Below are 25,422 nucleotides of genomic sequence, written 5' to 3' on the forward strand. Positions count from 1 at the left end.
AGGTAGCTATTGCAACAAAGCGATCTTCGTCAAAATGAACAGGCTTTTTTTACTTTTCATTTCTCTCCTAGAAGCCTTACCTTTTTGACACCCTATGAGTAAAGATAACGCACGGAAATCCTGTTTTTATAGCCCATCTAAAAAAGAGGTTAAGCAACGCTATTTTGCTTAACCTCTGTATTATGCTCATCAGTCCTATTTGACATAGAGCCTTTCATTGACACTTTAATCGTTAAAAAATAAAATCTTCATCTTGTAAAGATTCAACATTTAATGCAAGTACATAGCCATCACCTTTAACTGAGAAGAAGTCGTGATTTTTAGTAGAAGTGTCTAACGCATTCTCGATGATTGGACTAAACTCGCGTTCTTCAAAATACGGTTCAAAACCTAGATTGGAGAGCGCTTTGTTACCATTATAACGAACATAGTTCATCACATCATCAGTTAAACCAATCGGATCGTATAAACTTCTTGTATATGATGCCTCATTCGCGTATAAATCCTCTAATAATTGGTACATTTCTTTATCCGCTTTTTGTTTCTCACTTTCCGACAATTCATTTCTCAAACTTTGTGCATCTAAACCAGTGAATACACCATGAATCGACTCGTCCAGTAAGATTTTACGGATGATTTCACCTGATGTTGTCATACGGCCTTGTCCTGCCAAATACAAAGGATAGTAGAAACCTGAGAAAAAGAGGAATGTCTCTAAAAAAACACTCGCCACACGTGCCATATATTGATCATAAATAGATGCTTCTTTTCCCCATAATTTATGATAAGTGCCGACAATCTTTTCAGACTTATACTTTAAATGTGGTTCTTCTAATACCCAGACATCTAATAATTCATCTGTTTCTTTAGATGGAAGTAACGTAGTAAAAATGTGCGAATAACTTTTGGCATGGATTTGTTCCATCATCCCCATGAATGAATAGACTGCTTTTTTACGCAAGTCTTGTGTATGTAACATGATTAAAGGCATACCATCGTCTGCTTGGTGTGTATCTAATCCAGTTAAACCTGCAAGCGCTTTTTTAAATGTATCTTGTTCTGCTTCAGTTAATGATTTCCAACTTGCAATATCTTTAGAAACTTTAAATTCTGTTTCCACCCACATTTGAGCGATGTTTTGACGCCAAAACATATTTGTCATATCTTCTTGTGTATTCCAATTTACAGCTATCATTGACTTCTTTGCTCCTATCTTTTATATATTGTATGACAAATGGGACAAACCAATGCCCCATTCCATAAATTTTAACATTGTGAGTCGGGCAAAAGTTTGTGTCGCACACTTTCGCCCAAGTTGAGTAAACAGCACTATAAAACCATTTGTTCACCGCTATCCTCACAAGTATCACTTCAATCGCTAGACCTACGTGATATCATAGGTCCGCCTTTAAATCTAAAAAATTAAATCGCACAGCTCGTACATTCTTCGACACTCAATAATTTATTACGTGTATAGTATAAAGATTTCAAACCTTTATGATGCGCATAAACGTATAAACGTGACAATTCACGCGTTGAAATTTCTGAGTTAACATATAAAATTGTTGAAATCCCTTGGTCAATATGCGTTTGGATCGTTGCAATCAAATCGATCAGCTTCATTTGATCAATATTGAAAGCTGATTTGTAATACCACATTGTTTGCGGTGATAAAAACGGCATAGGGTAAAACGTTTCTGAATTCCCATATGTACGTCGCTCAATTTGGTCGACAATTGGCATGACCGAACTTGTCGCATTTTGCACATACGAAATACTTTGTGTTGGTGCAATCGCTAAACGGTATGCATGATATAAGCCATATTTTTCAACTTCAGCTTGCAATACTTTCCAATCGTCACGTGTAGGAATAGTGTGATTTGCAAACAGAGCTTTTACCTTTTCAGACTTTGGTAAAAAGTCCTCAGACGTATAGCGTTCAAAATAGCGTCCACTCGCATAATCCGATTTATCAAAATCTTTGAATGTTTCACCACGTTCTTTAGCAATTTGCATCGAACGTTCAATTGAATAATAATTCATCATCATGAAAAATACATCTGCAAAATCTTTCGCTTCTTCTGATTCGTAACTGATATGATTTTTAGCTAAATAACCATGCAAATTCATCACACCAAGCCCAACTGAGTGCAGTTCACTGTTCGCCTTTTTGACGCCTGGTGCATTTTGAATATTAGCTTCGTCACTTACGACTGTTAATGCATCCATTCCTGTATGAACAGAATCTCTAAACTGATTAGATTCCATGACATTCACAATATTTAATGAACCTAGATTACAAGAAATATCACGTTTGATTTCATCATCTACGCCATAACCATGAATCACAGATGTTTCTTGAAGTTGGAAAATTTCTGTACATAAGTTACTCATTTTAATTTGGCCAATATTAGAATTTGCATGCACACGGTTAGCATTATCTTTAAACATTAAATAAGGGTAGCCAGATTGCAATTGCGTTTGTGCAATCATATTTAACATTTCACGTGCATCTTTACTTTTCTTCATGATATTTGGATTTTCGACAAGACGATCATAATACTCGTCAATATTAATATCGTCTAAAGTCACGCCATATTCTTGTTCTACTGTATGAGGGGCAAACATAAAGAAATCTTTACCTTCTTTCGCCAATTCGAAAAACTTAGACGGTACAATCAGACCTGTTGAAATCGTTGAAAGACGCAAATCCTCATCTGCGTTAATTTTCTTCGTATCTAAAAATTCTTCTACATCGTAGTGGAAAATATTTAGATACACTGCCCCAGCACCTGGACGTTGACCTAATTGATCAGCATAGCTAAAACCACCTTCAAGTGCTTTAGCAATAGGTAAAACCCCTTTCGCAACACCTTTTATGCCTTTAATCGCTTCACCTCTTGCACGCAATTTGGAAAGGTTAATAGCTACCCCGCCACCAATTTTGCTCAATTGTTTAGCAGTTGAATCAATAAAATTAATAGAGTTTAAACTGTCATCTACTTCTAATAAGAAACATGAAACTAATTCACCTCTACGCGCACGACCTGCGTTCAAGAAAGTAGGGGTTGCTGGTTGGTAACGTTGCTCTACCATTGCTTGAATCAATTTTTTAGCAAGTTCAACATTACCTTTTGCAAGATAAAATGACACTATCATTACATGTTGATGATAGTCTTCCAGATATTGTGACTTATCATTCGTTTTTAATGCATAGTCTTTAAAAAATTTGCTTGCTGACATATAACTAGCAAAACGAAATGGAATCTCTGTTGCAAATGCAATTAATTCAACAAGTTGCGCTTCGCTGTATTCTTCAAATACATTGTAATAAAAATGATTGTCAACTAAAAAGTGAAGGCGTTCAAGTTCGCTATCAAAATGAACAGTTTTATCTTGAATCTCTTCTAAATAACTTGCAAGTGCTTCTTGATCTTTTTCAAGTTGAAAAAAGCCATTTTCATTTCTTTTTGTCACTTGATTATTAAGTTCAATGTGCTTGTATTGTTTTTGTTCCATAGTTTTCATAAAAATTGACCACCTTCTCTTTAAATTCGATTGTATCGTGTGCATTACCATGTAGTTCAAATTTCATTAGTAAAGGGACGTTATACATTTCTGCAATCCGTGTACCTGCCTTCGCAAAGTTAGTCCCCCAGTTTCGGTTACCACTTGCTGCGACACCCTTTAAATTTTCATGGTTGCATTCTAAAAATTGCTGGACTGGTTGAGGTACCTCACCAAAACCAATGGTCCCTGTGACGATAATGAATGGCTCAGTCACTTTTTCTAAAGTATTCGTCTCATTAATCTCTAGTGTGTTATCAAGTTCTGTACGTTTGATGAATCGTCTGACATTACCTGTAAAAGAATAAAATACTACTTTCATCCTGAATAACCACCTTTCTTCCGAGATAAATGATTCACGTATCGTTCATTGTAACTTTTCTCTCATCCACAATATAAATGTTATTGAATAAAATGCGAACATACATTTGCTTTATCTCTATTCTTAAAATAAGTTAAAAAGTTGATGATATACCATTATCGCCGTACAATAATGACTTATATTTTTCAACTACTATATGTAGATTATCAAAGAAATAGAATGTTCAAAATCGTGTAAACCTCCATTGATTTTGTCCATTCTCGTGATGTTATCCGCTCATCAAACACAATATATTGTGTTTATTTTCATTCGACCATACTATATTATGTGTCTCATTATACAGAACTCTATTCTCAATTTAAAGAGATAAATTGGAACTTTTGTCACCCATTGTCATCAAAAGCGATGAAATCAACTACTAGAAGAGTTGAAAAAATTATTTTCTGATTGAAGTGCATCTCTCACTTGACTTTCTTAACCGAAACGTTTATACAGACCTCTTAAACAGAACGTATGTTCCCTTTTATTGTAGCTCCTTTTAGTAAAATTGCAAGATATAATGCAAGTTGTTTCATTTTGTGCTACTATGTATAAGTCAAATTTTTATCAATAAGAGGCGATATCATGAATACTAAAGTGAAAGGAATCCTCGCTATTTTAATTTCTGCTATTGGTTTTAGTTTTATGGCAGTTTTTTTTCGTCTATCCGGCGATTTACCCGTATTTCAAAAATCACTCGCTCGAAATTTCGTAGCCATGTTTATTCCGTTATTCTTTATTCTTAAATATAAACAGCCCTTCTTCGGTAAGCTCAGTAGTCAACCTTTATTAGTGACACGTTCTGTTTTAGGTTTAATGGGCGTCCTGTTAAACATCTATGCGATTGATCACATGGTATTAAGCGATGCCGATATTTTGATGAAGTTGAATCCTTTTTGGACGATATTGTTAAGCCTCATCTTTTTAAAGGAATTTATTCAAAAATATCAAATTACTTCAATGGTTATCGCAATTATCGGTATGCTTTTCGTTGTCAAACCTGAATTTTCATCTGATGTGATTCCGGCAATTGTGGGACTGTTATCCGGTGTTTTCGCGGCTTCAGCATATACCGCTGTACGTGCTTTAAGTACACGAGAAGCCCCATACACGATTGTATTTTATTTCTCATTCTTTTCGGTTATTGTGCTGATACCATTCGTCGCATTTACATTTGAACCGATGAGCTTAATCCAAATCGTTTACTTGATTTTAGCAGGTTTGTCCGCTGCAGTAGGCCAAATCGGTATTACAGTCGCATATAGTTACGCACCAGCCAAAGATATTTCGATATTTACTTATGCGTCTATTATATTTACAGCAATTATCGGCTTTATCTTATTTAATGAATCACCTGACTTTTATGCCATTATCGGTTATATCATTATTTTAAGTGCAAGCTATTATATGTTCGAAAAAGCACGACGCTCGACAAGTTCTAAGCATCGTCAACAACCATCAAAATAATATAAAGGAGGCCTTCCTCATGACAGAAGGACGTTCAAAAGACGAATTACAAGATATTACACTTCTCGGCAACCAAAACAACACTTACAACTTTGATTATCGACCAGATGTTTTAGAAACATTTGATAATAAACACCAAAATCGCGATTACTTTGTTAAATTTAACTGTCCTGAGTTCACATCTTTATGCCCAATTACAGGACAACCTGATTTTGCAACCATTTACATTTCATATATTCCAAATGTTAAAATGGTCGAATCTAAATCATTAAAACTTTATTTATTCAGTTTCCGTAACCATGGTGATTTCCATGAAGACTGTATGAATATTATTATGAATGACTTAATTGAGTTAATGGATCCGCACTACATTGAAGTATGGGGCAAGTTCACACCACGTGGCGGCATTTCAATCGATCCATACACTAACTACGGTCGTCCAAATTCGAAATACGAAAAAATGGCAGAACATCGCCTCATGAATCATGACATGTATCCAGAAAAAATCGATAATCGATAAAAATTAATACAATTAGAGTAAACAAAATCTCTCAAGGAGCGAAAGCCTAATTTTTGATTTGCACATCTAGGATTTAGCATTTCCCCCTTGTATAATAAAACGATAGAGATGTATAAAGTTAACACATAAGATGAGTAAAAACAGAAATAAACTGTGTAGTAAAGATACATAATACCAAATCTTTACTACACAGTTTATTTAAAAGCTCCAAAATCCAAAGAAACAAATCTCGTTCATCATTGTTTAATAATGATGATCACTTCTCTAGATTGTTCTAGATGCTCAACTTTTTTCATATTAATTACCTCGTATCAAATAAAATCATAAAAATTTGCTGTATATACTTACATTAATAAAAGTATCTTTTAATTTTTTATGCTTTTTTAGTTCTCCTTCACAAACAAATCCACACTTATCCAACATTTTTTTACATCTTGAATTCATTTCATACACTTCTCCATATACTTTAATCATATTCATTTCTTTGGCAGCATGTTTATAAATCATTTCAAGTGCCTTTCCGCCTATCCCCATATCTCTGTAGTTTTTATGAAGCGCAAGACCAATACGAGAATTTTTATTATAATAATCAATGTCATATAGCATTCCCATTCCAACATTCTCCTCGCCTTGTTTAATAATAAAAATTTCGTCTCCCTTTTCTTTAAATATTTTCAAAGTATTCTTGATATCATTTTTTAAAATACTTGATTCTCCTCCTTGTAAAGCTACTAAATTTACAAAATCGTCGTTATATATATCTAATAAAAAATCAACATCCGCTTCATCTGCTAAAACTATTTTTAAGTTTTCCATTAGTCTTGTCTCCCCCACTCTATATGTTCGAAATCAGTCAATTCTCTAATTGAAGATTGGGACATCCAAAATACCGACACAAACACTAATAAGCTTGCAAACAATATCATTACCGTGTGACTCCCAAATAAAACACCTAAACTCCCACCTAATAACGCACCGAGAGGAGCTATTGATGTGGAGACCCCAATCATTGTTCCCATCGCCATTCCTAGTTGTTCTTCACTAACAGATAATTGAATAATGGTCTGAGAAATAATATTAAACATACCCACAACAACCCAACCCGTTAAAAATAAAACAAATGAGACAATCATTATAAAAGTGCTTTCATGCTTAAGTAACGAAAATAAAATCCAAGAAACACCGATAAGTGCAATGCCTAGGATATAAAACACACCTAAAGGAACACTCCTCATCCACTTTCCTTTTACAATTAGAGATCCCGCTAAAATACCAATTCCAGAACTAGACATTAAAAGGCTATAATGCAGTTCTCCTAATGCATAAAACGGTAAATTTGCAAAAATACCAGTTACTGAAAAATTAATAACAATGACACCTATTAGTAAGGGGAAAAATAATTTTCCTTTCCATAAAGCTAACCCAGAACAAAGCGTTTGAAAATGCATTTTCAAATACCCACTCTTTTCTACAGTCTTATGCCGATTTATTAAATAAATTTGTCGGCTCAAAAATATAAACATCACACCATTAATCAAAAAAGTAACACTATCAATAACATAAATAGAAAACAATCCAAATGCAGTAATCACTATTCCTGCTAACGCATTGAATAACGCATCACTACCTTGATATGCAATACTAAAATAGGCATTACCATCAATTAATTGATTTTCATTTAAAATTTTAGGTAATAAGCTCAATTGTATTGGGTATATCATTTGATTGAGTAGACTTGCTATAAACATAACCAATAATAATAGACTCAACGTTAAATGATCGATAATATGTAACAATGGAATGCCTAATAATAAGAGACCCTGTAACATTTGTGAGTATATTAAATATTTTTTAGGATTGATTCTATCTAATAAAGGACTTAAAAAAACTTGAATCAGTGCTGTTGATGAGGTCAAAAACAATGCAAAACCTGTATATATTGGTGAATGACTCAAACTATAGACAAGCAACATTGTCCCAATACTGTAAAGACTATCACCAAAATTCGAAATTAGCCTGCCCATAAACAAAATTACAAAATCTCTGTTTTGAAACACAATGTTCATCTCCAAACATTATTTTAATAGCATATTAACACTATTTTTCGAAAAGTAAATATTTTCTGAAAAGATTTACTATTAGGAGTATTCATCGTAATCAGGCTAATCTTTTCTTATCTCTAACAAAGCAATATTGACTGTTTATAATACTCCACTTTACTTGATACACCTTAACTAAGAGGAAAATAAACACTAACAATAAAAACGTGCAGTTTTTCGTAAATCATATTTAAAATTTTAAATATTTTATTGCTAAGCGAGAAAAAGGTGCTATAATAACTCATAAAGTTTAGTGACTTTATCGGGATATACGTACAAAAAACAGATAAACGATACATCAAGAAGCAAACTATATATATTCACATACCATAAAAATATATTATAAAATGTTCTTTGTATAAAAATCTTGTGTATGATACCGATGAGTTATAGAATAAGTTTAACTTGACTTACATAGGGGGTATTATCAATGAGTTCACATTATACAAAGGAAGAAATCCTAAATAGTACGCCACGTACGGGATTCTTCGGGCATCCTAAAGGACTCAGTACGCTAGTGTTCACAGAATTTTGGGAGCGTTTTAGCTATTACGGGATGAAAGGAATACTAGCTTTCTATATCTATTATTCAGTGGCTAAAGGCGGGTTTGGTTTAGACCAAGGTGTCGCACTTCAAATCGTTTCAATTTATGGCGCTTTAGTTTATATGAGTGGGGTGATCGGAGGTTGGATTGCAGACCGTATCACAGGCACACGTCACGCATTGTTTTATGGTGCTGTGCTGATCATGATTGGCCACATTTTAATGTCACTCCCAAACAGCCTTGTCTTATTACTTATCGCATTACTCTTTTTAATTATGGGGACAGGTTTGTTGAAACCAAACATCTCCTCAACGGTTGGATTGTTATACGATAAGAACGACGCACGCATGGATTCGGCATTTACGATCTTTTATATGAGTATTAATTTAGGAGCATTACTCTCACCACTCATTATCGGATGGGTACAAGTCAATGTCGGTTTCCATGTCGGCTTTGCGATTGCAGCTGTAGGGATGTTTTTCGGTTTATTGGCATATATATTCACAAATAAAAAATCACTCGGTCTTGCAGGTGTTGAAGTGCCAGACCCATTGACTCCAACAGAACGCTCAAAATTAATTAAAATCATCGGAAGTCTGACGATCATACTAGTGATTATTGGGATTGCATTGTATACAACAGGCTACTTAACTATTGAACTATTTTCTAATATCATCACGATATTAGGTGTATTCTTGCCTGTTTTCTTGTTTACAAAAATTATTCTAAGTAACAAGACTGCAAAACATGAACGTAAACGTGTTTTTGCATACATTCCGTTGTTTATTGCGTCTGTTGCCTTCTGGATGATTCAAGAGCAAGGGTCAACAGTTTTAGCACAGTTTTCTGACACAAAAACACAACTTGAATTATCTAAAGTTACAGGAGGATTGATTGATTTTCATATCCCACCAGCATGGTTTCAATCTTTAAATCCATTTTTCATTATTATTTTGGCACCTTTATTCTCAATTTTATGGATGAAACTCGGTCGTTATAATCCACCGACTGTCATTAAATTTGCGCTCGGTGTTATTTTAGCTGGTCTTTCATATTTAATTATGATTATTCCAGACAGTAACAGTTTGATCAATCCGTTCTGGTTAGTCGCGAGCTTCTTACTCGTAACGTTTGGTGAACTTTGTTTATCTCCTATTGGCTTATCAACAACAACAAAACTTGCACCTGATGCGTTTGCAGGTCAAATGATGAGTATATGGTTTTTATCGAATGCTATGGCGCAAGGTTTAAACGCACAAATGGTGAAGATTTATGTCCATATGAGTACAAACGAGTACTTCCTTTATTCAGGACTCTTCGCGGTGGCTATCGGTATAATTTTAATTTTAATTACACCATTGATTAAAAATTTAATGCAAGGCGTAAAATAAATTAAATACTTTTTCATACATATGAGAGGTTTGGCATGAATGTACCGGACCTCTCATATTATTTTCAAAAACTTTCTAGTGACACTTTATCTCCTCATTCGTTACTTCCATCGTCAAACATGTAGGGTCGATTTAAACATACATCCTCCCCCTCTTTATTTAAACGTTACTTCCATCTATCGGCAGCAAATAACCACTATACAAATAGTGCATAATTCAACCATTTATCACTTTATTTTTTATCTGAATTTTTAAAATTTTATTATTTTTAAAAAACTAATTGCTATTTATTTTCATCAGGCGTAAACTTTCTATTATATGTTTTGTTCAGATAGGAAGGATTGATTGAAATGTCAGAATTATCACACGAAAAAGCTGTACAAGAGATTCCTCAAAAAGGATTCTTCGGCCATCCTCGTGGTCTAGGTGTATTATATACCGTAGAATTCTGGGAGAGATTTAGTTATTACGGTATGCGTGCCCTATTGATTTACTACATTTACTACAATGTCAGTCAAGGTGGCTTAGGGCTCGAGAAAACATTCGCTCAATCGTTGATAGCTGTGTATGGCTCGTTAATCTTCATGACATCTATTTTAGGGGGCTGGGTAGCTGACCGAATACTGGGGACAAGACGCTCCATGTTTTATGGTGCTGTGTTAATTATTATCGGTCACATTTGTTTAAGCTTACCGTTTGGTTTAACAGGACTACTGTCATCAATGTTCTTTATTATTGTAGGGTCAGGTCTGATGAAACCTAACATTTCAAATATTGTGGGGCGTCTCTATCCTAAAGACGATAGCCGTGTAGATTCAGGATTCGTTATTTTCTATATGGCCGTAAATATGGGGGCGTTTGTTTCACCACTTGTGTTAGACCACTTTAGAAATGTCGGTAACTTCCACGGTGGCTTCTTAATTGCTGCGATTGGTATGGGGCTGTCACTCCTTTTTTACCTTTTATTTCATAAGCGTAATCTAGGACGTATTGGCGTCGCACCACCAAATCCGTTAAGCCCTGCAGAAAAGAAAAAGTATGGGATGATTTTCGGTCTGATTACCGCTGTGATTGTCTTAGTTGTTGCGATCGCATCTATGACTGGAACACTTTCTTTTAATTTAGTGAGTTTAATCGTATTAGTTTTAGGATTTGCATTACCATTTGTTTATTTTACGATTATGATTGTAAGTAAAGATACAACAGATGTTGAACGTTCACGTGTTATTGCGTTTATTCCTTTATTTATTGTCGGTGTTATTTTCTGGTCGATTCAAGAACAAGGGGCTAACGTCCTTGCCGTATACGCGGATGAAAAGGCAGATCTTGCTTTCAACTTATTCGGCTGGGAAAGTGTTTTCCCTGTGACATGGTTCCAATCGATTAACCCATTTTTCATTGTCGTTTTCGCACCAGTGATTTCTTGGCTATGGAGAAGATTAGGACGTTTTGAGCCAAGTTTACCAATTAAGTTTGCAATCGGTTTATTTCTAGCAGGTAGCTCGTTCATCCTGATGATGGGTGTGATTTATGCTTACAATGACGCCAACATTTGGTTTGTATGGATTATCTTGTCATATATCATTTGTGTGATTGGTGAGCTTTGTATTTCACCAACAGGAAATAGTTCAGCTGTTAAACTTGCACCTGAAAACTTCAACTCTCAAATGATGAGTTTATGGTTATTAACGAATGCAACAGCACAAGCGATTAATGCACAACTTGTGAAACTTCAACCTATTATTGGGAATCAAAACTATTTCGGTCTTATTGGGGGCATCGCTATCGTTGTCGCGCTTTTAGCCGTCATCGGTTCACCATTTATTTTAAGAGCTATGAAAGGTATTCGTTAACATCACAATAAGGTGAGTATACGTTTGGGACACCCCTCGTATACTCACCCTTTTTTACTTTGAAGTTATCATGATTAACATCAACACAATTGCGGTATACAATGAAGTGTACGTGAATTGAAAGGAGCAAACTTATGGCACCACAATACGAACACGGCGTTCTTTTTTATCACCAACATTCAGGACTCAACAAAATACATGAAGGCTTGGGTGAAGTGACTGTCGCGCTGACCCAACTCTGCAAAAGATTTACCATTCAATTAAGTGAAAATGAAGGTGACATCGAAAAATATTGTCAACGTATACAAGACCAAGACAATCGCGAAGGCATCGATGTCCTCTTCATTTTAGGTGGCGATGGAACAGTCAATGAATTAATTAATGGTGTCTTAAAATATAACTTAAACCTCCCAGTCGGTATTATTCCAGGTGGCACGTTTAATGACTTTGCGAAAACATTGAATTTATCTACTAAAGCAGGCCCAGCGAGTCAAGATTTGTTACTTGCATCACCTCAAAAATACGATGTGATGAAAGTTGAAGATCAATATGTATTAAACTTTGCGGGCATCGGTTTGATGGTACAAAATGCTGAAAATGTACAAGGTCAATCTAAAGACTTGTTCGGCAAACTAAGTTATATTATGTCAACACTTAAAACACTTTCTAACCCAAAGCCTTTCAACTATACATTAGACATTGATGGTCGAACGTATACAGGTGAAACGTCCATGTTGTTATTTGCGAATGGTCGTTTTATCGGTGGCGGCAAAATTCCGCTCATGGAAATGTCGCCCTCTGACGGTGAGCTTAATACGTTTATTTTTAATAATTACAGTATGAGTATTCTTAAAGATATTTTTAGCTTACGTGATAGTATGACGTGGAGTGAAATTAGCGACAATATCGATCATATTCCAAGTCGTCACATTCATGTGAAAACTGAGCCGCCAATGCGCGTCGATATCGATGGTGAAATTGCTTTAGATACACCGGTTGATATTGAAATCATTCCGCAAGCGATTGAATTATTGACGGTAGAACCAGGTCAAGCAAAAGATAACTAGCGAAAAGCAAAAAAAAGCAGTGACGCCATTGTAGTGCGTCACTGCTTTTTGCTGTTGTGGATTAAAAAATGCTAACCTATTAAACGCTATGCTTCCTTACCGAAAAAGTATTCTTCTACTTCTTTCCAGTTATTCACACGTTCAAAATCGGTATTCCCCTCATTATGTGGCGCTGAAAACATTAACGGCTTCCCTGTATGTCCCCCTAGTTGACGCGGATTGTCATCAATTAAATAATCCGTCGCGACAATGTCTTTACGGCCACAGAACACAAATTGTTGTGAATCTAAAAATGGGAAATGTTCCAATAACCATTCGTATTTGTCATGGAAAGATGTCGGCACATCCATTGCAGCTGTGACAATATAAATGTCATAGTGCTCGGCTAATTTTTTAACGACCGCTTGCGCATCTTTCATCACATTTAAACGGCCAAAAAAGCCGTCTGATGCCAAAATATTACGGATTTCTTCCGTATGTTCTGGCATGATTTCGTAAATACGTTTCCCAGCGATTTGATCGATTGTCACACCTAATTGTGTACGGCGATTCAACTCATCTAAAATCGCCCCCATCGTATCTGCCAGTACTTCATCCATATCGATCCCTATTGAAGTTCTCATGTTATCGCTCCTTGTATACATTCATCTCACCGCTTTATCATAACATACTTTGTCTCAGCGTTTGATGATTCCCACACAAACTCGAATGTCATTGTTTAGGTTAAAATGATTTCAACACGTGGCGAATCACTTCATTTTGTTCTGGAAAACCTAATGAAATACGGACACCATTAGGGAAAAGACGCGCAATAATGCCGTGGCGTAACAAGGTCTCATCCAATTCTTCTGCACGATCTGTTTCTACAAAGACAAAGTTTGTTTGAGACGGATAAATTTTCAAAGCTGTTTCAAGATCAATAAACTTTTCACGTTCCACGCGGTTCGTCTCCACGACTTGTTGTAGATATTCCTGGTCTTCTAACGCTTTCAATGCGGCTTGTTCAGATAAACGTGTCGTATTAAATGGCGGACGAATGACATTGAGTTGTGCAGCTAATTCTGGCGTAGAAATGAGATAACCGATACGTAAACCTGCTAAACCATACGCTTTAGAGAACGTACGCATTAACGCGACATTATCATATTGCTTCATTAATTCTAACGTTTTTGGATAATCTTCTGCAGAGACATATTCCGCATAAGCCTCATCCATAAATACTGGAATGTGTGAAGGTACCTTTTCTAAAAATGCTACAATATCGTCATGTGTGTGATATGTTCCAGTTGGATTGTTCGGATTACAAATCCATATCGCTGCTGTTTTATCATTTACTGCTGCTGCGATACCGTCCAAATCAAATGACCCTTCCACCAATGGGACTTGAATGGTCTCCGCATCTTCTACGACCGCATTGTGAAGATATTGGCCGAACGTCCCCGCACTCGTCACAATATTGTCCCCTGCACGGACTAACGTTCTAGAAATAATCACAATCATTTCATCAAGGCCGGCACCAAAAAGAACTTGTGATTTGTCTACACCATAATGATTTGCAATGGCTTCTTGTAGCAATGGTGCATTCGGTTCAGGGTATAAAAAGAGGTCATCCACATGATCTTTAATCGCTTGTTTCGCTTTAGGAGATGGACCAAATAAGTTTTCATTAGAAGCATGTTTGTGAAGCTCACCCTCAATCCCATACTTTTCTTTTAATTTCTCCGGTGACAATCCAGGTTGATACGCACGTAATTTAGAAATTTGTGATTTCATTTCTAAACCTCCTATAAATCAGAATTTTTAAAATATAGTTACTAGTATAACCATTAACGCTTTAAAATGCTAGAGTATCCGTCTATTTATTCGTAGTCTATCAAAGGTTCAAATAAAAATTTTGATCACGCACAAGTAAAAAGACGATGTCGTACGTGTATCATAATGACAACCGGATAATACCATTGATATAGAACAACTGGACCATGACGCCTCTCCAAAAGTTTTGAAAGACAACAACAGTCCAGTCGTTTTTATACTATTTCTAATAAAGTCAACAAATTGTTCGGCAACCTATCAACAAATGAGACGCAAACAACAGCACTATTTGTCAATCAAGCCTTGTTTCTTGAGATACGCTTTCGCGACATCATAAGGATCTTCATCTTTTTCAGCAACACGATAATTCATTTCTTGCATCTCTTCATCAGATATTTTACCTTCAAGTTGGTTTAAAGCTTTTTCAATATCTGGGTGCGCTTCAATAAATGATTTTTTAAACAGTGGTGCACCTTGATACGGTGGGAATACTTTACGGTCATCATCAAGCACGACCATATCATATTGTTTTAATTCTGCATCTGTCGAATATGCATCAATTAAATTAATATCACCACTTTCAATAGCTTGATAACGCAATTTAGGCTCCATCTTTTTCACATTTTGGAAGTTTAAGTGATACACTTTTTGAATCGCATGATAACCATCTTCACGGTCATTAAATTCAAGTGTGAAACCTGGCTTAATCTCGCTTTCGACTTTTTTCAAATCATTAATCGTTTTAATGTTGTGTTCTTCGGCAAAGTCGCGTTTGACTGCTAATGCGTACGTATTGTTGTATTGCATTGGTCTCAACAACGTCATATCAAATTTGTTTTCCAAACTTGCATTTGCTTGTTCATATACTTCTTTTTCGTCTTTAGATTTCGGTGATTCTTTAGTCAACTCACCTAATACGGTACCTGTAAACTCCAAATAACCATCAATATCACCTGATTTTAATGCATTGAATAAAAATGTTGTTTTACCCATACCGTCTTTCACTGACACAGTATAATCTGTTTCATCTTCAATTAAAATCTTGTATATATTTGTGATGATTGACGGTTCTGTACCAAGCTTCCCAGCAATCGTAATACGTTCATTTTGATTAGAGAAGATGGGTGCGATAGTAACTGCCAACATGAACAGTAATATCACACCAAGTGTCGCTAACATTTTACGGTAAGACGTATGGCTTAACATTCTTAAAATCACATCAAACAAAATTGCTAGTATCGCTGCAGGAATCGCTCCAATTAAAATCAATGAAGTGTGATTACGATCAATTCCTAATAAGATAAGGTCACCTAATCCTCCCGCACCAATTAATGCCGCTAGTGTAGCTGTACCAATAATCAATACCATTGCTGTACGAATACCGGCCATAATGACTGGCATGGCTATCGGTAACTCAACTTTAGTCAAACGACGAATAGGTTTCATGCCAATGCCTTTTGCTGCTTCTATTAACGAATAATCAACACCTGTAATTCCCGTATACGTATTACGTAGAATAGGTAATAATGCGTAAACAACAAGCGCAATCACCGCTGGTACCGTTCCAATACCGAACAATGGAATCATAAGGCCAAGTAAAGCAAGCGACGGAATGGTTTGTAAGACTGCTGCAATGTTAATCACTACTTCAGATAATTTTTTAGTTTTTGTTAGTAAGATACCAAGCGGTACACCGATTAACACAGCAATCAGTAATGCGACAAACGAAAGTTGAATATGTTCGAGTAAGGCAGCAAATAACTCACCTTTTCGACTATTCAATGTTTCTAAAAATATATTCATCTACTGACACCTGCCTGATTTTTTGATAAGAAGCTAAAGATGTCTTGGCGCGATAAAGACCACTGCTCACCTTCAACTGGCACAATGACCGCTTCATACTGTACCAGTTCATCATAAACATCACTCACTGTTTGATCTGCATGGACGACTGGATATTGACGCAATTGTGCCTCTGTCGCTTTTTCGCCTGCAAGTTCTACAACTTTACCGAGTGAGAAATGATTCAGTACAACACTCGTCAAGTCACCTAGAAATTGGCAAACGAAATCATTTTTTGGTTTTTTGATAAAATCGTTAGGTGTGCCGATTTGTTCTATGTGCCCATGATTCAGTAAGCAAATGCGATCTCCTAATTTAAAAGCTTCTTCTATATCATGTGTCACGAATACAATTGTTTTCTTAATTTGATCTTGTAACTTTAATAAGTCATCTTGTAGTTTCTCTCGGGTAATTGGATCTAACGCACTAAAAGGTTCGTCCATTAATATTACCGGTGGATCTACTGCGAGCGCACGGACAACTCCGACACGTTGTCGTTGCCCACCTGAGAGTTCTTCAGGTTTTCGGTCTCTAAACTGTTCTGGATCGAGCCCAACCATCGATAATAGTTCATCGACGCGTGCATCAATCTTTTCTTTTGTCCAGCCTTTCATCAGCGGTACTTGTGCGATGTTATCACGGATAGTCATATGCGGAAATAAGGCGATTTGTTGTAACACATACCCCATATCCCAGCGCATTTCGTATACAGAATAATCACTAATTGGACGGTCTTTAAAGTAAATATAACCTTCAGATAATGGTATTAATCGGTTAATCATTTTCATTGTGGTTGTTTTACCTGAGCCAGATGGACCAATCAAAACGAAAAATTCACCTTCGTTAATCTCAATATCCACTTGATTGACAACGACTCGGTCATCATAGTACTTAGAAACATTGCTAAATTTTATCATACAATCCCTCTATCTTTCTGTTTTCAATTAATTTTACTGATATACAATTCATTTCCCCAAATGGCTAGACACAATATTCATTAAAACATAATTCATTGTAAAAATAACACAATTTGCATCTAAAAAATTTAAATCATCTACTATCGACACGTCTCACGTTTCCATTCTTTACCACTCAATAAGAAATCGTTTATTTGTAAAAAAGGAGCCAGGAATTCCCCCAGCTCCATCTGATGTTTTACGAACGATGCATTTTATATTCTTGAATCGCTTCTAAAAATTCAGGACAATAGTGCTTCAGCTTATAACTACCAACACCATCAATCTGAATCATTTCTTGCTTTGTGACAGGCTTTCTTTTCGCAAAAGCTTCTAACGTATAGTCTGTAAAAATATTCGTCGGTGGCATGTTTAATCGTTCGCTCATTTCACGTCTGACTTCGACAAGCTTTTCAAATAACGTGCGGTCGACCCCTTCTACAGTGTTAATATGCACTGTTTCTTTCGACTTACGCTTGAACGGCCTTGTAAACACTTGTGTATCCTCACTCAATAACTTTTCTACTGAGGCATCACACATGAGTATTTCGTCATGTTCGTTGAGAAAGCCTTTAAAGCGGAGTTCATCGATTAAATGATGTAACTCGCCAGTCGTATAGTCTTTCATCAAACCATACGTCGAAAGATTTTCATAGCCTTGATGACGAATGTAGTCCGAAACCTCGCCACGCAAAACTTGAATGACCGTTTGATATCCTTCTTGTTGACGTAAACGTGCGACACCGCTAATGATCATTTTCGCTTCTTTCGTCATATTGTACGTTTTATTTTTATCAATACAATTACTACATTGGTGACATTCTTCAAGTTTTTCATTCGGCTCAAAATAATGGACTAATGTTGCTTCTAGACATTTCGTCGTTTTCGTATATTGAATCATTTTCGTCAATTTTTCGCCCATACGTTCCTTGTAATCATCGTCCGCTTTCGAGGCACCGATAAAATACTGATGTAAAGCAATATCTCGATCACTGTACAATAAAATACAATCACTATCTAATCCGTCTCGACCTGCACGTCCTGCTTCTTGATAATACGATTCCAAATCACCCGGCATATTGTAATGAATGACATAACGGACATTCGATTTATCAATTCCCATACCGAATGCGTTGGTCGCAACGACTACACGAGTACGGTCATATAAAAAGTCATTCTGGGCTTCATCTCTTTGTTTCGCTGTCATTCCTGCATGATAGTAGGATACAGGGATATCTGCGTCTTCTAAAGCTTCATACAAGGCTTCTACTTGTTTACGCGTTGAACAATAAACAATCCCCGCTTTCTGACTATGTTTTTGAATATAATCCAATACAAACTTTTGACGTTGATACGTCCCATTCACCTGGAACTTCAAATTACGTCGACGAATACTAGTTTTGACTAAGTGTTGTCGCGAAATCATTAACCGTTCCATAATATCTTGTTGCACTTCAGTCGTCGCTGTTGCAGTCAATGCGACAATCGAAAACTGTTGCGGCATAGTCAATACGCGTTGTATGACTGCTTGATAACTCGGCCTAAAATCATGTCCCCATTTTGAAATACAGTGTGCTTCGTCAAATGCGACGAGTGAAATATCGACACGTCGCAACAACATTTCAAAATAAGTTTGCTCAAAACGTTCCGGTGCGATGTATAAAAATTTCAACTCACCATTGACCAATTGCGTTTCTATCTCTTTTTGTGCTTGCGTACTTAAACTACTATTCAAATAAGCCGCAGATATTCCCATTGCGGTCAATTGGTCCACTTGGTCTTTCATTAACGAAATTAAAGGACTAATGACAATGGTCGTTCCTTTAAACATCAATCCCGGTACTTGATAACATAACGATTTACCCCCACCTGTGGGTAACACCCCTAACGTATGATGATGATTCAATACGCGTTCAATAATTTCTTTTTGACCAGGACGAAAAGATTTGTATCCAAAATAATGCGACAATGTTTGCTCCATGCTATCCCTCTATTGTTCTAATATTTCTTCTAGTTCACTCCACCGCGTCATGTCGGTATCATATTGAGCTTCGAGCGTTTCTTTTTCTTCATTTAATGCTTTGATTTTGGCATAATCTGCGTTCGCTTCGATCATTTCGGCGTCAATTTCAGCCAGACGCGACTCTGTTTCCTCGAGGCGCACTAATAACATGTCATATTCTCGTTTTTCGTTGTATGATAATCCTTTTTTCTTTTTTGGTTGTAATGTCGGTTGTTGTTTCACGGACGCTACTTGAGTTGCTGCTTGTTCCAATTGTTTTTGGTATGCTAAATAATCTTCAAACTGCCCTAAAATCATGTCAATTTGACCGTCGTGAATATACCAATAACAATCCACGACTTTATCTAAAAAGTAACGGTCATGGCTCACAGTAATGACGGTACCACCAAATGTTTGAATGTAGTCTTCTAAAATCGTTAACGTTTCTGTATCCAAATCATTTGTTGGTTCGTCTAACAACAACACGTTCGGCTGATGCACTAACAACTTCAATAAATACAAACGCTTTTGTTCGCCACCCGAGAGTTTATACACTTTCTTACCATGCGTCACACTGGGGAATAAAAAGCGTTCCAACAATTGCGTAATCGAAACGGTCGTCCCATCTTTTTGACGCGCCAACTCACTTTCTTCACGCAAGAAATCAATGACACGGACATCACGATTCAATCGTTCATCTGTTTGTTTAAAATATGCCACTTTTACCGTTTGACCTATCTTTAATACACCTTCAAAATGCTGATCTTCACCTGCTAAAATGTTCAGCATCGTCGTTTTGCCGACACCGTTTGGGCCCACAATACCGATTTGAACACCTTTTTGAATCAATGTCGACACGTTTTCAAATAATGTACGGCCATCAATACGTTTCGTCACATTTTCAAGTTCAAAGACTTGTTTGCCTAAACGCGAATAAGCCAGATTCAATGACCCTTTCCCTTGCACTTGATGCGATTGTACTTGTTCTTTCAAGTCATGAAAACGATCTTGCCTTGCTTGTTGCTTCGTAGTTCGCGCTTTGACACCGGCACGCATCCACGCTAACTCTTGTTTAAAAAGTGCACGTTGTTTCGTTTGTTGACGCACTTCGATTTCTTCCCGCTCTGCTCGCATTGCAATATACGCTTCATAGTTACCTGGATATGTATCTAGCTTGCCATTTCGCAATTCTACAATACGCGTCGCCACTTCATTTAAAAAGTAACGGTCATGCGTGACAAAAACGACTGTTTTCGGATAAGACTTTACAAATTGAATTAACCAATGAATCGATTCGAAATCTAAATGGTTCGTCGGTTCGTCTAATAATAATAAATCTGGTTTTTCAATCAACGTACGCGCTAACACTACGCGCTTTTGTTGGCCACCTGAGAGTTCACTCATTCGGCGTGTCGTATCATGGATGCCAAGTTTCGATAAAATCGTTTTAATTTCAGCACTATAATCCCAAGCACTGTAAGCATCCATATCAGCTTGTGCTGCCATCATTGCATCAAACGCTTTGTCAGTCTGTTGTTCTGCGTATTGTGCAGTAGCTTCTTCATAACGTTTAATGACTTGCAACTCTTTGGAATCTGCACTATAAACCGCTTCATAAACCGTTAACGTTGGCTCCAAATTATGATTTTGTGCCGCATAACGAATACGATATTGTTTCGGATGCGATTGAACGGCATCAAAATCTTCATCCATGCCTGCGATGACTTTGAGCAATGAACTTTTCCCCGTTCCATTAATACCAACTAATCCGATTCGCTCTTGATTGGAAATGGATAACTGTAAATCATCAAAAATGACTTTATCCGCATAAGATTTGTTGAGGCGTTCAATTTTATACGCTTCCACAACACATACACCCTTTTTCTTATAGATTTACTCGCATTTATCTGTTAACCTTAAATCAGTTCTATATATTATACACTTTTTTTGGAACAAATGATACAAGGAGCTATTTCTATGTTGGATTATATTTCAAACATGCCGCCCTTTTTACAAGCATTACTTGCAGGTGTCATCACGTGGTTATTAACCGCATTAGGGGCTGCAACCGTATTTGTATTTAAAAGTGTCAACGAAAAAGTGTTGAATTCGATGCAAGGCTTTGCTGCTGGTATTATGATCGCCGCAAGTTTTTGGTCATTACTCCAACCGGCCATTGAAAGCAGTTCGGGCAGTACTGTACCGTGGCTCCCTGCTGCAATTGGCTTTTTACTCGGCGGGGTATTCATCCGTTCTTTAGACTATGTTATTCCACACATGCATCGAAACGCAACTGATGAATCACAACATCAAGAAGGTGTTGAGACGAGTCTAAATAAAAACACACTTTTATTACTTGCGATTACATTGCATAACATTCCTGAAGGGCTCGCAATCGGGGTTGCCTTTGGTGGTATTGCGACAGGAAATGAACACGCAACTTTGTTAGGGGCACTCGGACTTGCAATTGGTATTGGGATTCAAAACATTCCTGAAGGGGCTGCATTATCATTACCGATACATGCTTCAGGACAGTCCAAATGGAAAGCCTTCAACTATGGACAAGCTTCAGCACTTGTAGAACCTGTTTTTGCTACAGTGGGCGCAGCTGCTGTATTGGTCGTTACTCCGATACTACCATACGCACTCGCTTTTGCTGCAGGGGCGATGATTTTTGTCGTCGTTGAAGAATTAATTCCTGATTCACAAGCCGGTAAAAACACAGATCTTGCGACACTAAGCTTGATGGTTGGCTTTACCATCATGATGATACTAGATGTTGCTTTAGGGTAAATTCAAAAAACCGTTCAATGTGATGAAACACTGAGCGGTTTTTTGATGTGTACATATATCGATACATTAAAAATACTCTTTAACAACTCACAACAAAGATTTCACACGGTTGACTATATAAAATTTCAACCAATATACCAAAATATAATAATTAACTTAAGTTATAATTGTAAAATTCAGAAAATAAAAGGTGTGAAAAAACAGTACCTTCATTTCGTTCTTCACATTGGTTGTGTTAATACAAAAAATACCATTATTAATTAAGTTAGAATAGTAACCTTTTGCTTTTAATAAAAATTCATGTGAGCCCTCTTCTATAATTTTTCCTTTTGCTAAAACAAATATTTTATCTACTTTTTGAGTTATATTTAGATTATGGGAGATAAATATAATAGTTTTATTTAACGCCATCAAATTATTAATAATTTTTCTCTCCGTGAGTATATCAATATTACTCGTTGCTTCATCCATTATCAATATAGAAGAATTTGTTAATAGTGCTCTTGCTAAAGCTATCTTCTGCCGCTGACCTCCTGACAAAGCAGAAAAATCAGAACTTAATACACTATCAAGTCCAAGTGGTAAGCTATCAATAAAGGATTTTAGTTCAGCCATTTTAATAGCACTATCTATGTCCTTTTGCGTAACCTCTTTAACTACCCCTAATAAAAGATTTTCAAGTATAGTTCCATTAAAAATATAAGTTTGTTGTGGAATGTATATAATCTGCTGTCGTAAAACAGATTTATTGATATTTGTTATGTCCAATCCACCTAGTGTTATTTTACCCTTTGAAGGTTCAAAAAAACTAACCATCAATTTCGCCAAAGTTGTTTTACCTGATCCAGACTCTCCAATAAAGGCTACTTTACTATTATGTTCTATTGTTATATTAATATCTGTAAGGATTTCTTTTTCGTACACATATCCATATGAAATATTTGAAAATATAAGTTTACTTGAGTTTTGGTTCAATTTGATATCCAATTTATTCTTTTCAAATTCTGATTTAACTGTGAATATTTCATTCAATCCATTATTAGCCACACCTGCTATTTGTAATTTAAGCTGTAAATTCATAATATTTTCTATTGGATTCATAAAGTAAATCATTAATGAATTAAAAACAAGCAAAGTTCCAATTGAAATTTGATTGTCTATAACTAGGTTAGCGCCTACCCATAAAATCGATACATTTAATATTAATTGAACAACCTTTTTCAAAACGTTTTGCTTTATATTTAGTTTGTTTAACAAGAATGTTTTTTCGTAATAATTCGAAAAATTATATTTTATCTGCTTATAGCATTTCTTTTCACATGTCAGTGCTTTTATCGTCTCCATACCTGTTATATCTTCCATCAAATAAGAAGACAAAGTAGCATTTGCCTCCATAGATTTTATTCTTTTCCGTTCAAAAGAGTTCATAAAACCAAAAGCAATTACGGCATAAATAGGAATGATAATTAATATTAATACAAATAAAATAGTACTTTGATAATACAGGAAGATAGATATGCCAACTATTATTGTAACATCTAAAAACAATGATAGCATGGTACTAGCTAAAGCATCAGTAATTGAATTTGTATCATTAAGTCTTGATAGTATGTCTCCTGCTCTTCCCGTTTCAAAAAAAGTAATAGGTAATCTAAACAAATGTTTAATGTATGGTGAAAGTATATTTATAGAATATGTCTTTACTAATAAAATCAAAAAATATTTCTGCAAATAACTAAGAATTTGTTGCATAATGTAAGAAGCAATTAAAGCCATGGAAATCATACTAACCCATGTTTTTAACTTTTGGGGAATATAAAAATCAATAATTGACTTCATAAAATATGAACCTAAAATATTTATCATATTGACTAAAATGGAAATGATTATTATTTTTATAATCAATCTTTTTTCTTTTAATAATAAAGGTATAAAAGAAGTTAAACGAACTTTATCTTGCTTTATAGGCTTATATAAAGATGTAGGTTTTAATAAGATTGTAACTCCAGTCCACTCTTCTTTAAATTCCCTATAAGTCATCTTTGTTAAATTAACAACAGGGTCAGCTATATAGATATACTTTTTATCACATCTAATTACAACATAATAGTGAAAATGATTGTTATTTTTTTAACATGAACGATAAAAGGATACTGTAAATCATCAATTTCAAACAAAGATATATCTGCTTTAATAGGAACTGTCTCAAAACCTAACTTATCTGCTACCTGAACCAAACCATATGCTGTAGTGCCATTTACTGTTGTTCTTAACTTTCTTCTCAGAAAATCCAAAGAATAGTGAGAAAGAATAGTGAGAACCGTAAAATTCTAATATCATAGCGAGCGCTGCCGCGCCACAATCTTGAGAATCTACTTGTGCACGATAAAATCGTTTTGAAAATTTCATTCGACACTTCTACTCCTTCCCACCACTTTTTAGAACAACATTTAAATATTCAAAAAGCGGGTGGTAATTCCCACCCACTTAATATCATGTCAAAATTCAAACCTATTATTAAAAGCTTTAATGGTTATTCATCTTTACATATTTTTTTCATATAATCACATGCACTCTCTGGATCAGATGTACCGAATCTAACCAATATACTGTCGTTTATACATGTAATCTGAGCCCATTTACAACGGGACATCCCACCACTTAAGTCTTTCAGCACCTGATTTGATATCACTTTAAATTTATCAATACTTTTTATATCTATCCCTCCTAAATAGAACAATTTAATAATACTATTAAAAATCAATTAAATGTATGATTTATTTTCAAAACGGAATCTCGTTAGTTATAGAAAATGGGAGATAATCCAAATAAAATTTGACTTTTTCTAAATCTTTATGGTCTATATTTTTTGTTATCATTTTCTTGAATTGCTCGGTTGATAATTCCGTATGGCATATCCAACGCTTACCACTATAGCTATACCAAGTTCCTATTACTTTAAATTCGTCTTTAAATAGAGGAGCCCTATCTAAAAGACTAAAATCAACTATATAAATACTTTGAAATGTTTTTTCATAAAGTTTTTTTTGAGATAATTGACATAAAATTTTCTTTAAAGATATTTTAATCATAGATTTCTCACTCCTTTACACTACCTGTTATCTTAATGCGGTAGATTCCTGAGCT

Annotated in this window: 21 protein-coding genes; 6 read left to right on the forward strand and 15 right to left on the reverse strand. The window is 35.6% G+C overall.

What is annotated here, in order from left to right:
- Positions 1-232: 232 nt before the first annotated feature.
- The 3 genes from nrdF to nrdI all read right to left on the reverse strand — a co-directional run bounded on the left by nrdF (position 233) and on the right by nrdI (position 3,889).
- On the reverse strand, positions 233-1,195 hold the full coding sequence (gene nrdF, locus P3U61_RS09655; protein WP_014614522.1) for a class 1b ribonucleoside-diphosphate reductase subunit beta: 963 nt from the start codon (positions 1,193-1,195) through the stop codon (positions 233-235).
- Between the two features lie 227 nt (positions 1,196-1,422).
- Positions 1,423-3,528, reverse strand: a complete 2,106-nt coding sequence (gene nrdE, locus P3U61_RS09660; protein WP_323695691.1) for a class 1b ribonucleoside-diphosphate reductase subunit alpha — start codon at positions 3,526-3,528, stop codon at positions 1,423-1,425.
- Entirely contained in the window at positions 3,491-3,889 is a 399-nt protein-coding gene (nrdI, locus tag P3U61_RS09665; RefSeq protein WP_014614524.1) for a class Ib ribonucleoside-diphosphate reductase assembly flavoprotein NrdI, read from the reverse strand. The genes nrdE and nrdI overlap by 38 nt, the downstream gene beginning before the upstream one ends.
- 624 nt (positions 3,890-4,513) lie before the next feature.
- Between nrdI and P3U61_RS09670 the strand changes: the two genes are divergently transcribed.
- Positions 4,514-5,395 (forward strand): DMT family transporter, encoded by an 882-nt coding sequence (locus tag P3U61_RS09670; protein ID WP_014614525.1) that lies wholly within the window; start codon positions 4,514-4,516, stop codon positions 5,393-5,395.
- A gap of 19 nt (positions 5,396-5,414) precedes the next feature.
- Complete coding sequence (queF, locus tag P3U61_RS09675) at positions 5,415-5,915, forward strand: preQ(1) synthase (protein WP_015728751.1); 501 nt, start codon at positions 5,415-5,417, stop codon at positions 5,913-5,915.
- A gap of 321 nt (positions 5,916-6,236) precedes the next feature.
- On the opposite strand, the gene P3U61_RS09680 is transcribed toward queF, so the two are convergent.
- Complete coding sequence (locus P3U61_RS09680; RefSeq protein WP_070407458.1) at positions 6,237-6,731, reverse strand: GNAT family N-acetyltransferase; 495 nt, start codon at positions 6,729-6,731, stop codon at positions 6,237-6,239.
- Entirely contained in the window at positions 6,731-7,972 is a 1,242-nt protein-coding gene (locus P3U61_RS09685) for an MFS transporter (RefSeq protein ID WP_159461113.1), read from the reverse strand. Before P3U61_RS09685 ends, P3U61_RS09680 begins: the two co-directional genes overlap by 1 nt.
- A 472-nt stretch (positions 7,973-8,444) precedes the next feature.
- Between P3U61_RS09685 and P3U61_RS09690 the strand changes: the two genes are divergently transcribed.
- From P3U61_RS09690 to P3U61_RS09700, 3 genes are all read left to right on the forward strand, one after another.
- On the forward strand, positions 8,445-9,950 hold the full coding sequence (locus P3U61_RS09690) for a peptide MFS transporter (RefSeq protein ID WP_014614532.1): 1,506 nt from the start codon (positions 8,445-8,447) through the stop codon (positions 9,948-9,950).
- Positions 9,951-10,300: 350 nt separating this feature from the next.
- On the forward strand, positions 10,301-11,803 hold the full coding sequence (locus P3U61_RS09695; protein WP_014614533.1) for a peptide MFS transporter: 1,503 nt from the start codon (positions 10,301-10,303) through the stop codon (positions 11,801-11,803).
- A gap of 134 nt (positions 11,804-11,937) precedes the next feature.
- A complete protein-coding gene (locus tag P3U61_RS09700; protein ID WP_014614534.1) occupies positions 11,938-12,870 on the forward strand; it encodes a diacylglycerol/lipid kinase family protein in 933 nt (310 codons plus the stop codon).
- Positions 12,871-12,956: 86 nt separating this feature from the next.
- Here P3U61_RS09700 and P3U61_RS09705 read toward each other — a convergent pair whose 3' ends face one another.
- The 6 genes from P3U61_RS09705 to P3U61_RS09730 form a co-directional block, all read right to left on the reverse strand.
- Complete coding sequence (locus P3U61_RS09705) at positions 12,957-13,493, reverse strand: 5' nucleotidase, NT5C type (RefSeq protein WP_101457780.1); 537 nt, start codon at positions 13,491-13,493, stop codon at positions 12,957-12,959.
- A gap of 100 nt (positions 13,494-13,593) precedes the next feature.
- The gene (gene hisC / locus P3U61_RS09710; RefSeq protein ID WP_101457781.1) at positions 13,594-14,643 is read right to left on the reverse strand and encodes a histidinol-phosphate transaminase; all 1,050 of its coding nucleotides are present in this window, start codon (positions 14,641-14,643) and stop codon (positions 13,594-13,596) included.
- A gap of 324 nt (positions 14,644-14,967) precedes the next feature.
- Positions 14,968-16,485, reverse strand: coding sequence for an ABC transporter permease/substrate-binding protein (locus P3U61_RS09715; RefSeq protein ID WP_101457782.1), 1,518 nt, complete (start codon positions 16,483-16,485; stop codon positions 14,968-14,970).
- The gene (locus P3U61_RS09720; RefSeq protein ID WP_014614538.1) at positions 16,482-17,441 is read right to left on the reverse strand and encodes an ABC transporter ATP-binding protein; all 960 of its coding nucleotides are present in this window, start codon (positions 17,439-17,441) and stop codon (positions 16,482-16,484) included. The genes P3U61_RS09715 and P3U61_RS09720 overlap by 4 nt, the downstream gene beginning before the upstream one ends.
- A gap of 238 nt (positions 17,442-17,679) precedes the next feature.
- Positions 17,680-19,461, reverse strand: a complete 1,782-nt coding sequence (recQ, locus tag P3U61_RS09725; protein WP_015728744.1) for a DNA helicase RecQ — start codon at positions 19,459-19,461, stop codon at positions 17,680-17,682.
- 9 nt (positions 19,462-19,470) lie between these two features.
- Positions 19,471-21,348, reverse strand: coding sequence for an ABC-F family ATP-binding cassette domain-containing protein (locus P3U61_RS09730; RefSeq protein WP_100006802.1), 1,878 nt, complete (start codon positions 21,346-21,348; stop codon positions 19,471-19,473).
- Between the two features lie 111 nt (positions 21,349-21,459).
- On the opposite strand from P3U61_RS09730, the gene P3U61_RS09735 reads away from it, so the two are divergent.
- Positions 21,460-22,275: a ZIP family metal transporter gene (locus tag P3U61_RS09735; protein ID WP_015728742.1), complete on the forward strand. Its 816-nt coding sequence runs from the start codon at positions 21,460-21,462 to the stop codon at positions 22,273-22,275.
- A 156-nt stretch (positions 22,276-22,431) separates the two neighbouring features.
- Here the strand turns inward: P3U61_RS09735 and P3U61_RS09740 are convergent, their stop codons facing one another.
- From P3U61_RS09740 to P3U61_RS09755, 4 genes are all read right to left on the reverse strand, one after another.
- Positions 22,432-24,372, reverse strand: coding sequence for a peptide cleavage/export ABC transporter (locus P3U61_RS09740; protein ID WP_410254255.1), 1,941 nt, complete (start codon positions 24,370-24,372; stop codon positions 22,432-22,434).
- Positions 24,372-24,569: a cysteine peptidase family C39 domain-containing protein gene (locus P3U61_RS09745; RefSeq protein WP_197737723.1), complete on the reverse strand. Its 198-nt coding sequence runs from the start codon at positions 24,567-24,569 to the stop codon at positions 24,372-24,374. Before P3U61_RS09745 ends, P3U61_RS09740 begins: the two co-directional genes overlap by 1 nt.
- A complete protein-coding gene (locus tag P3U61_RS09750) occupies positions 24,493-24,684 on the reverse strand; it encodes a cysteine peptidase family C39 domain-containing protein (RefSeq protein ID WP_197737724.1) in 192 nt (63 codons plus the stop codon). The genes P3U61_RS09745 and P3U61_RS09750 overlap by 77 nt, the downstream gene beginning before the upstream one ends.
- A 374-nt stretch (positions 24,685-25,058) precedes the next feature.
- The gene (locus tag P3U61_RS09755; RefSeq protein ID WP_063284913.1) at positions 25,059-25,367 is read right to left on the reverse strand and encodes a DUF3884 family protein; all 309 of its coding nucleotides are present in this window, start codon (positions 25,365-25,367) and stop codon (positions 25,059-25,061) included.
- Positions 25,368-25,422: the final 55 nt, after the last annotated feature.

It is taken from the genome of Staphylococcus pseudintermedius, assembly GCF_034042775.1.
Taxonomy (GTDB): domain Bacteria; phylum Bacillota; class Bacilli; order Staphylococcales; family Staphylococcaceae; genus Staphylococcus; species Staphylococcus pseudintermedius.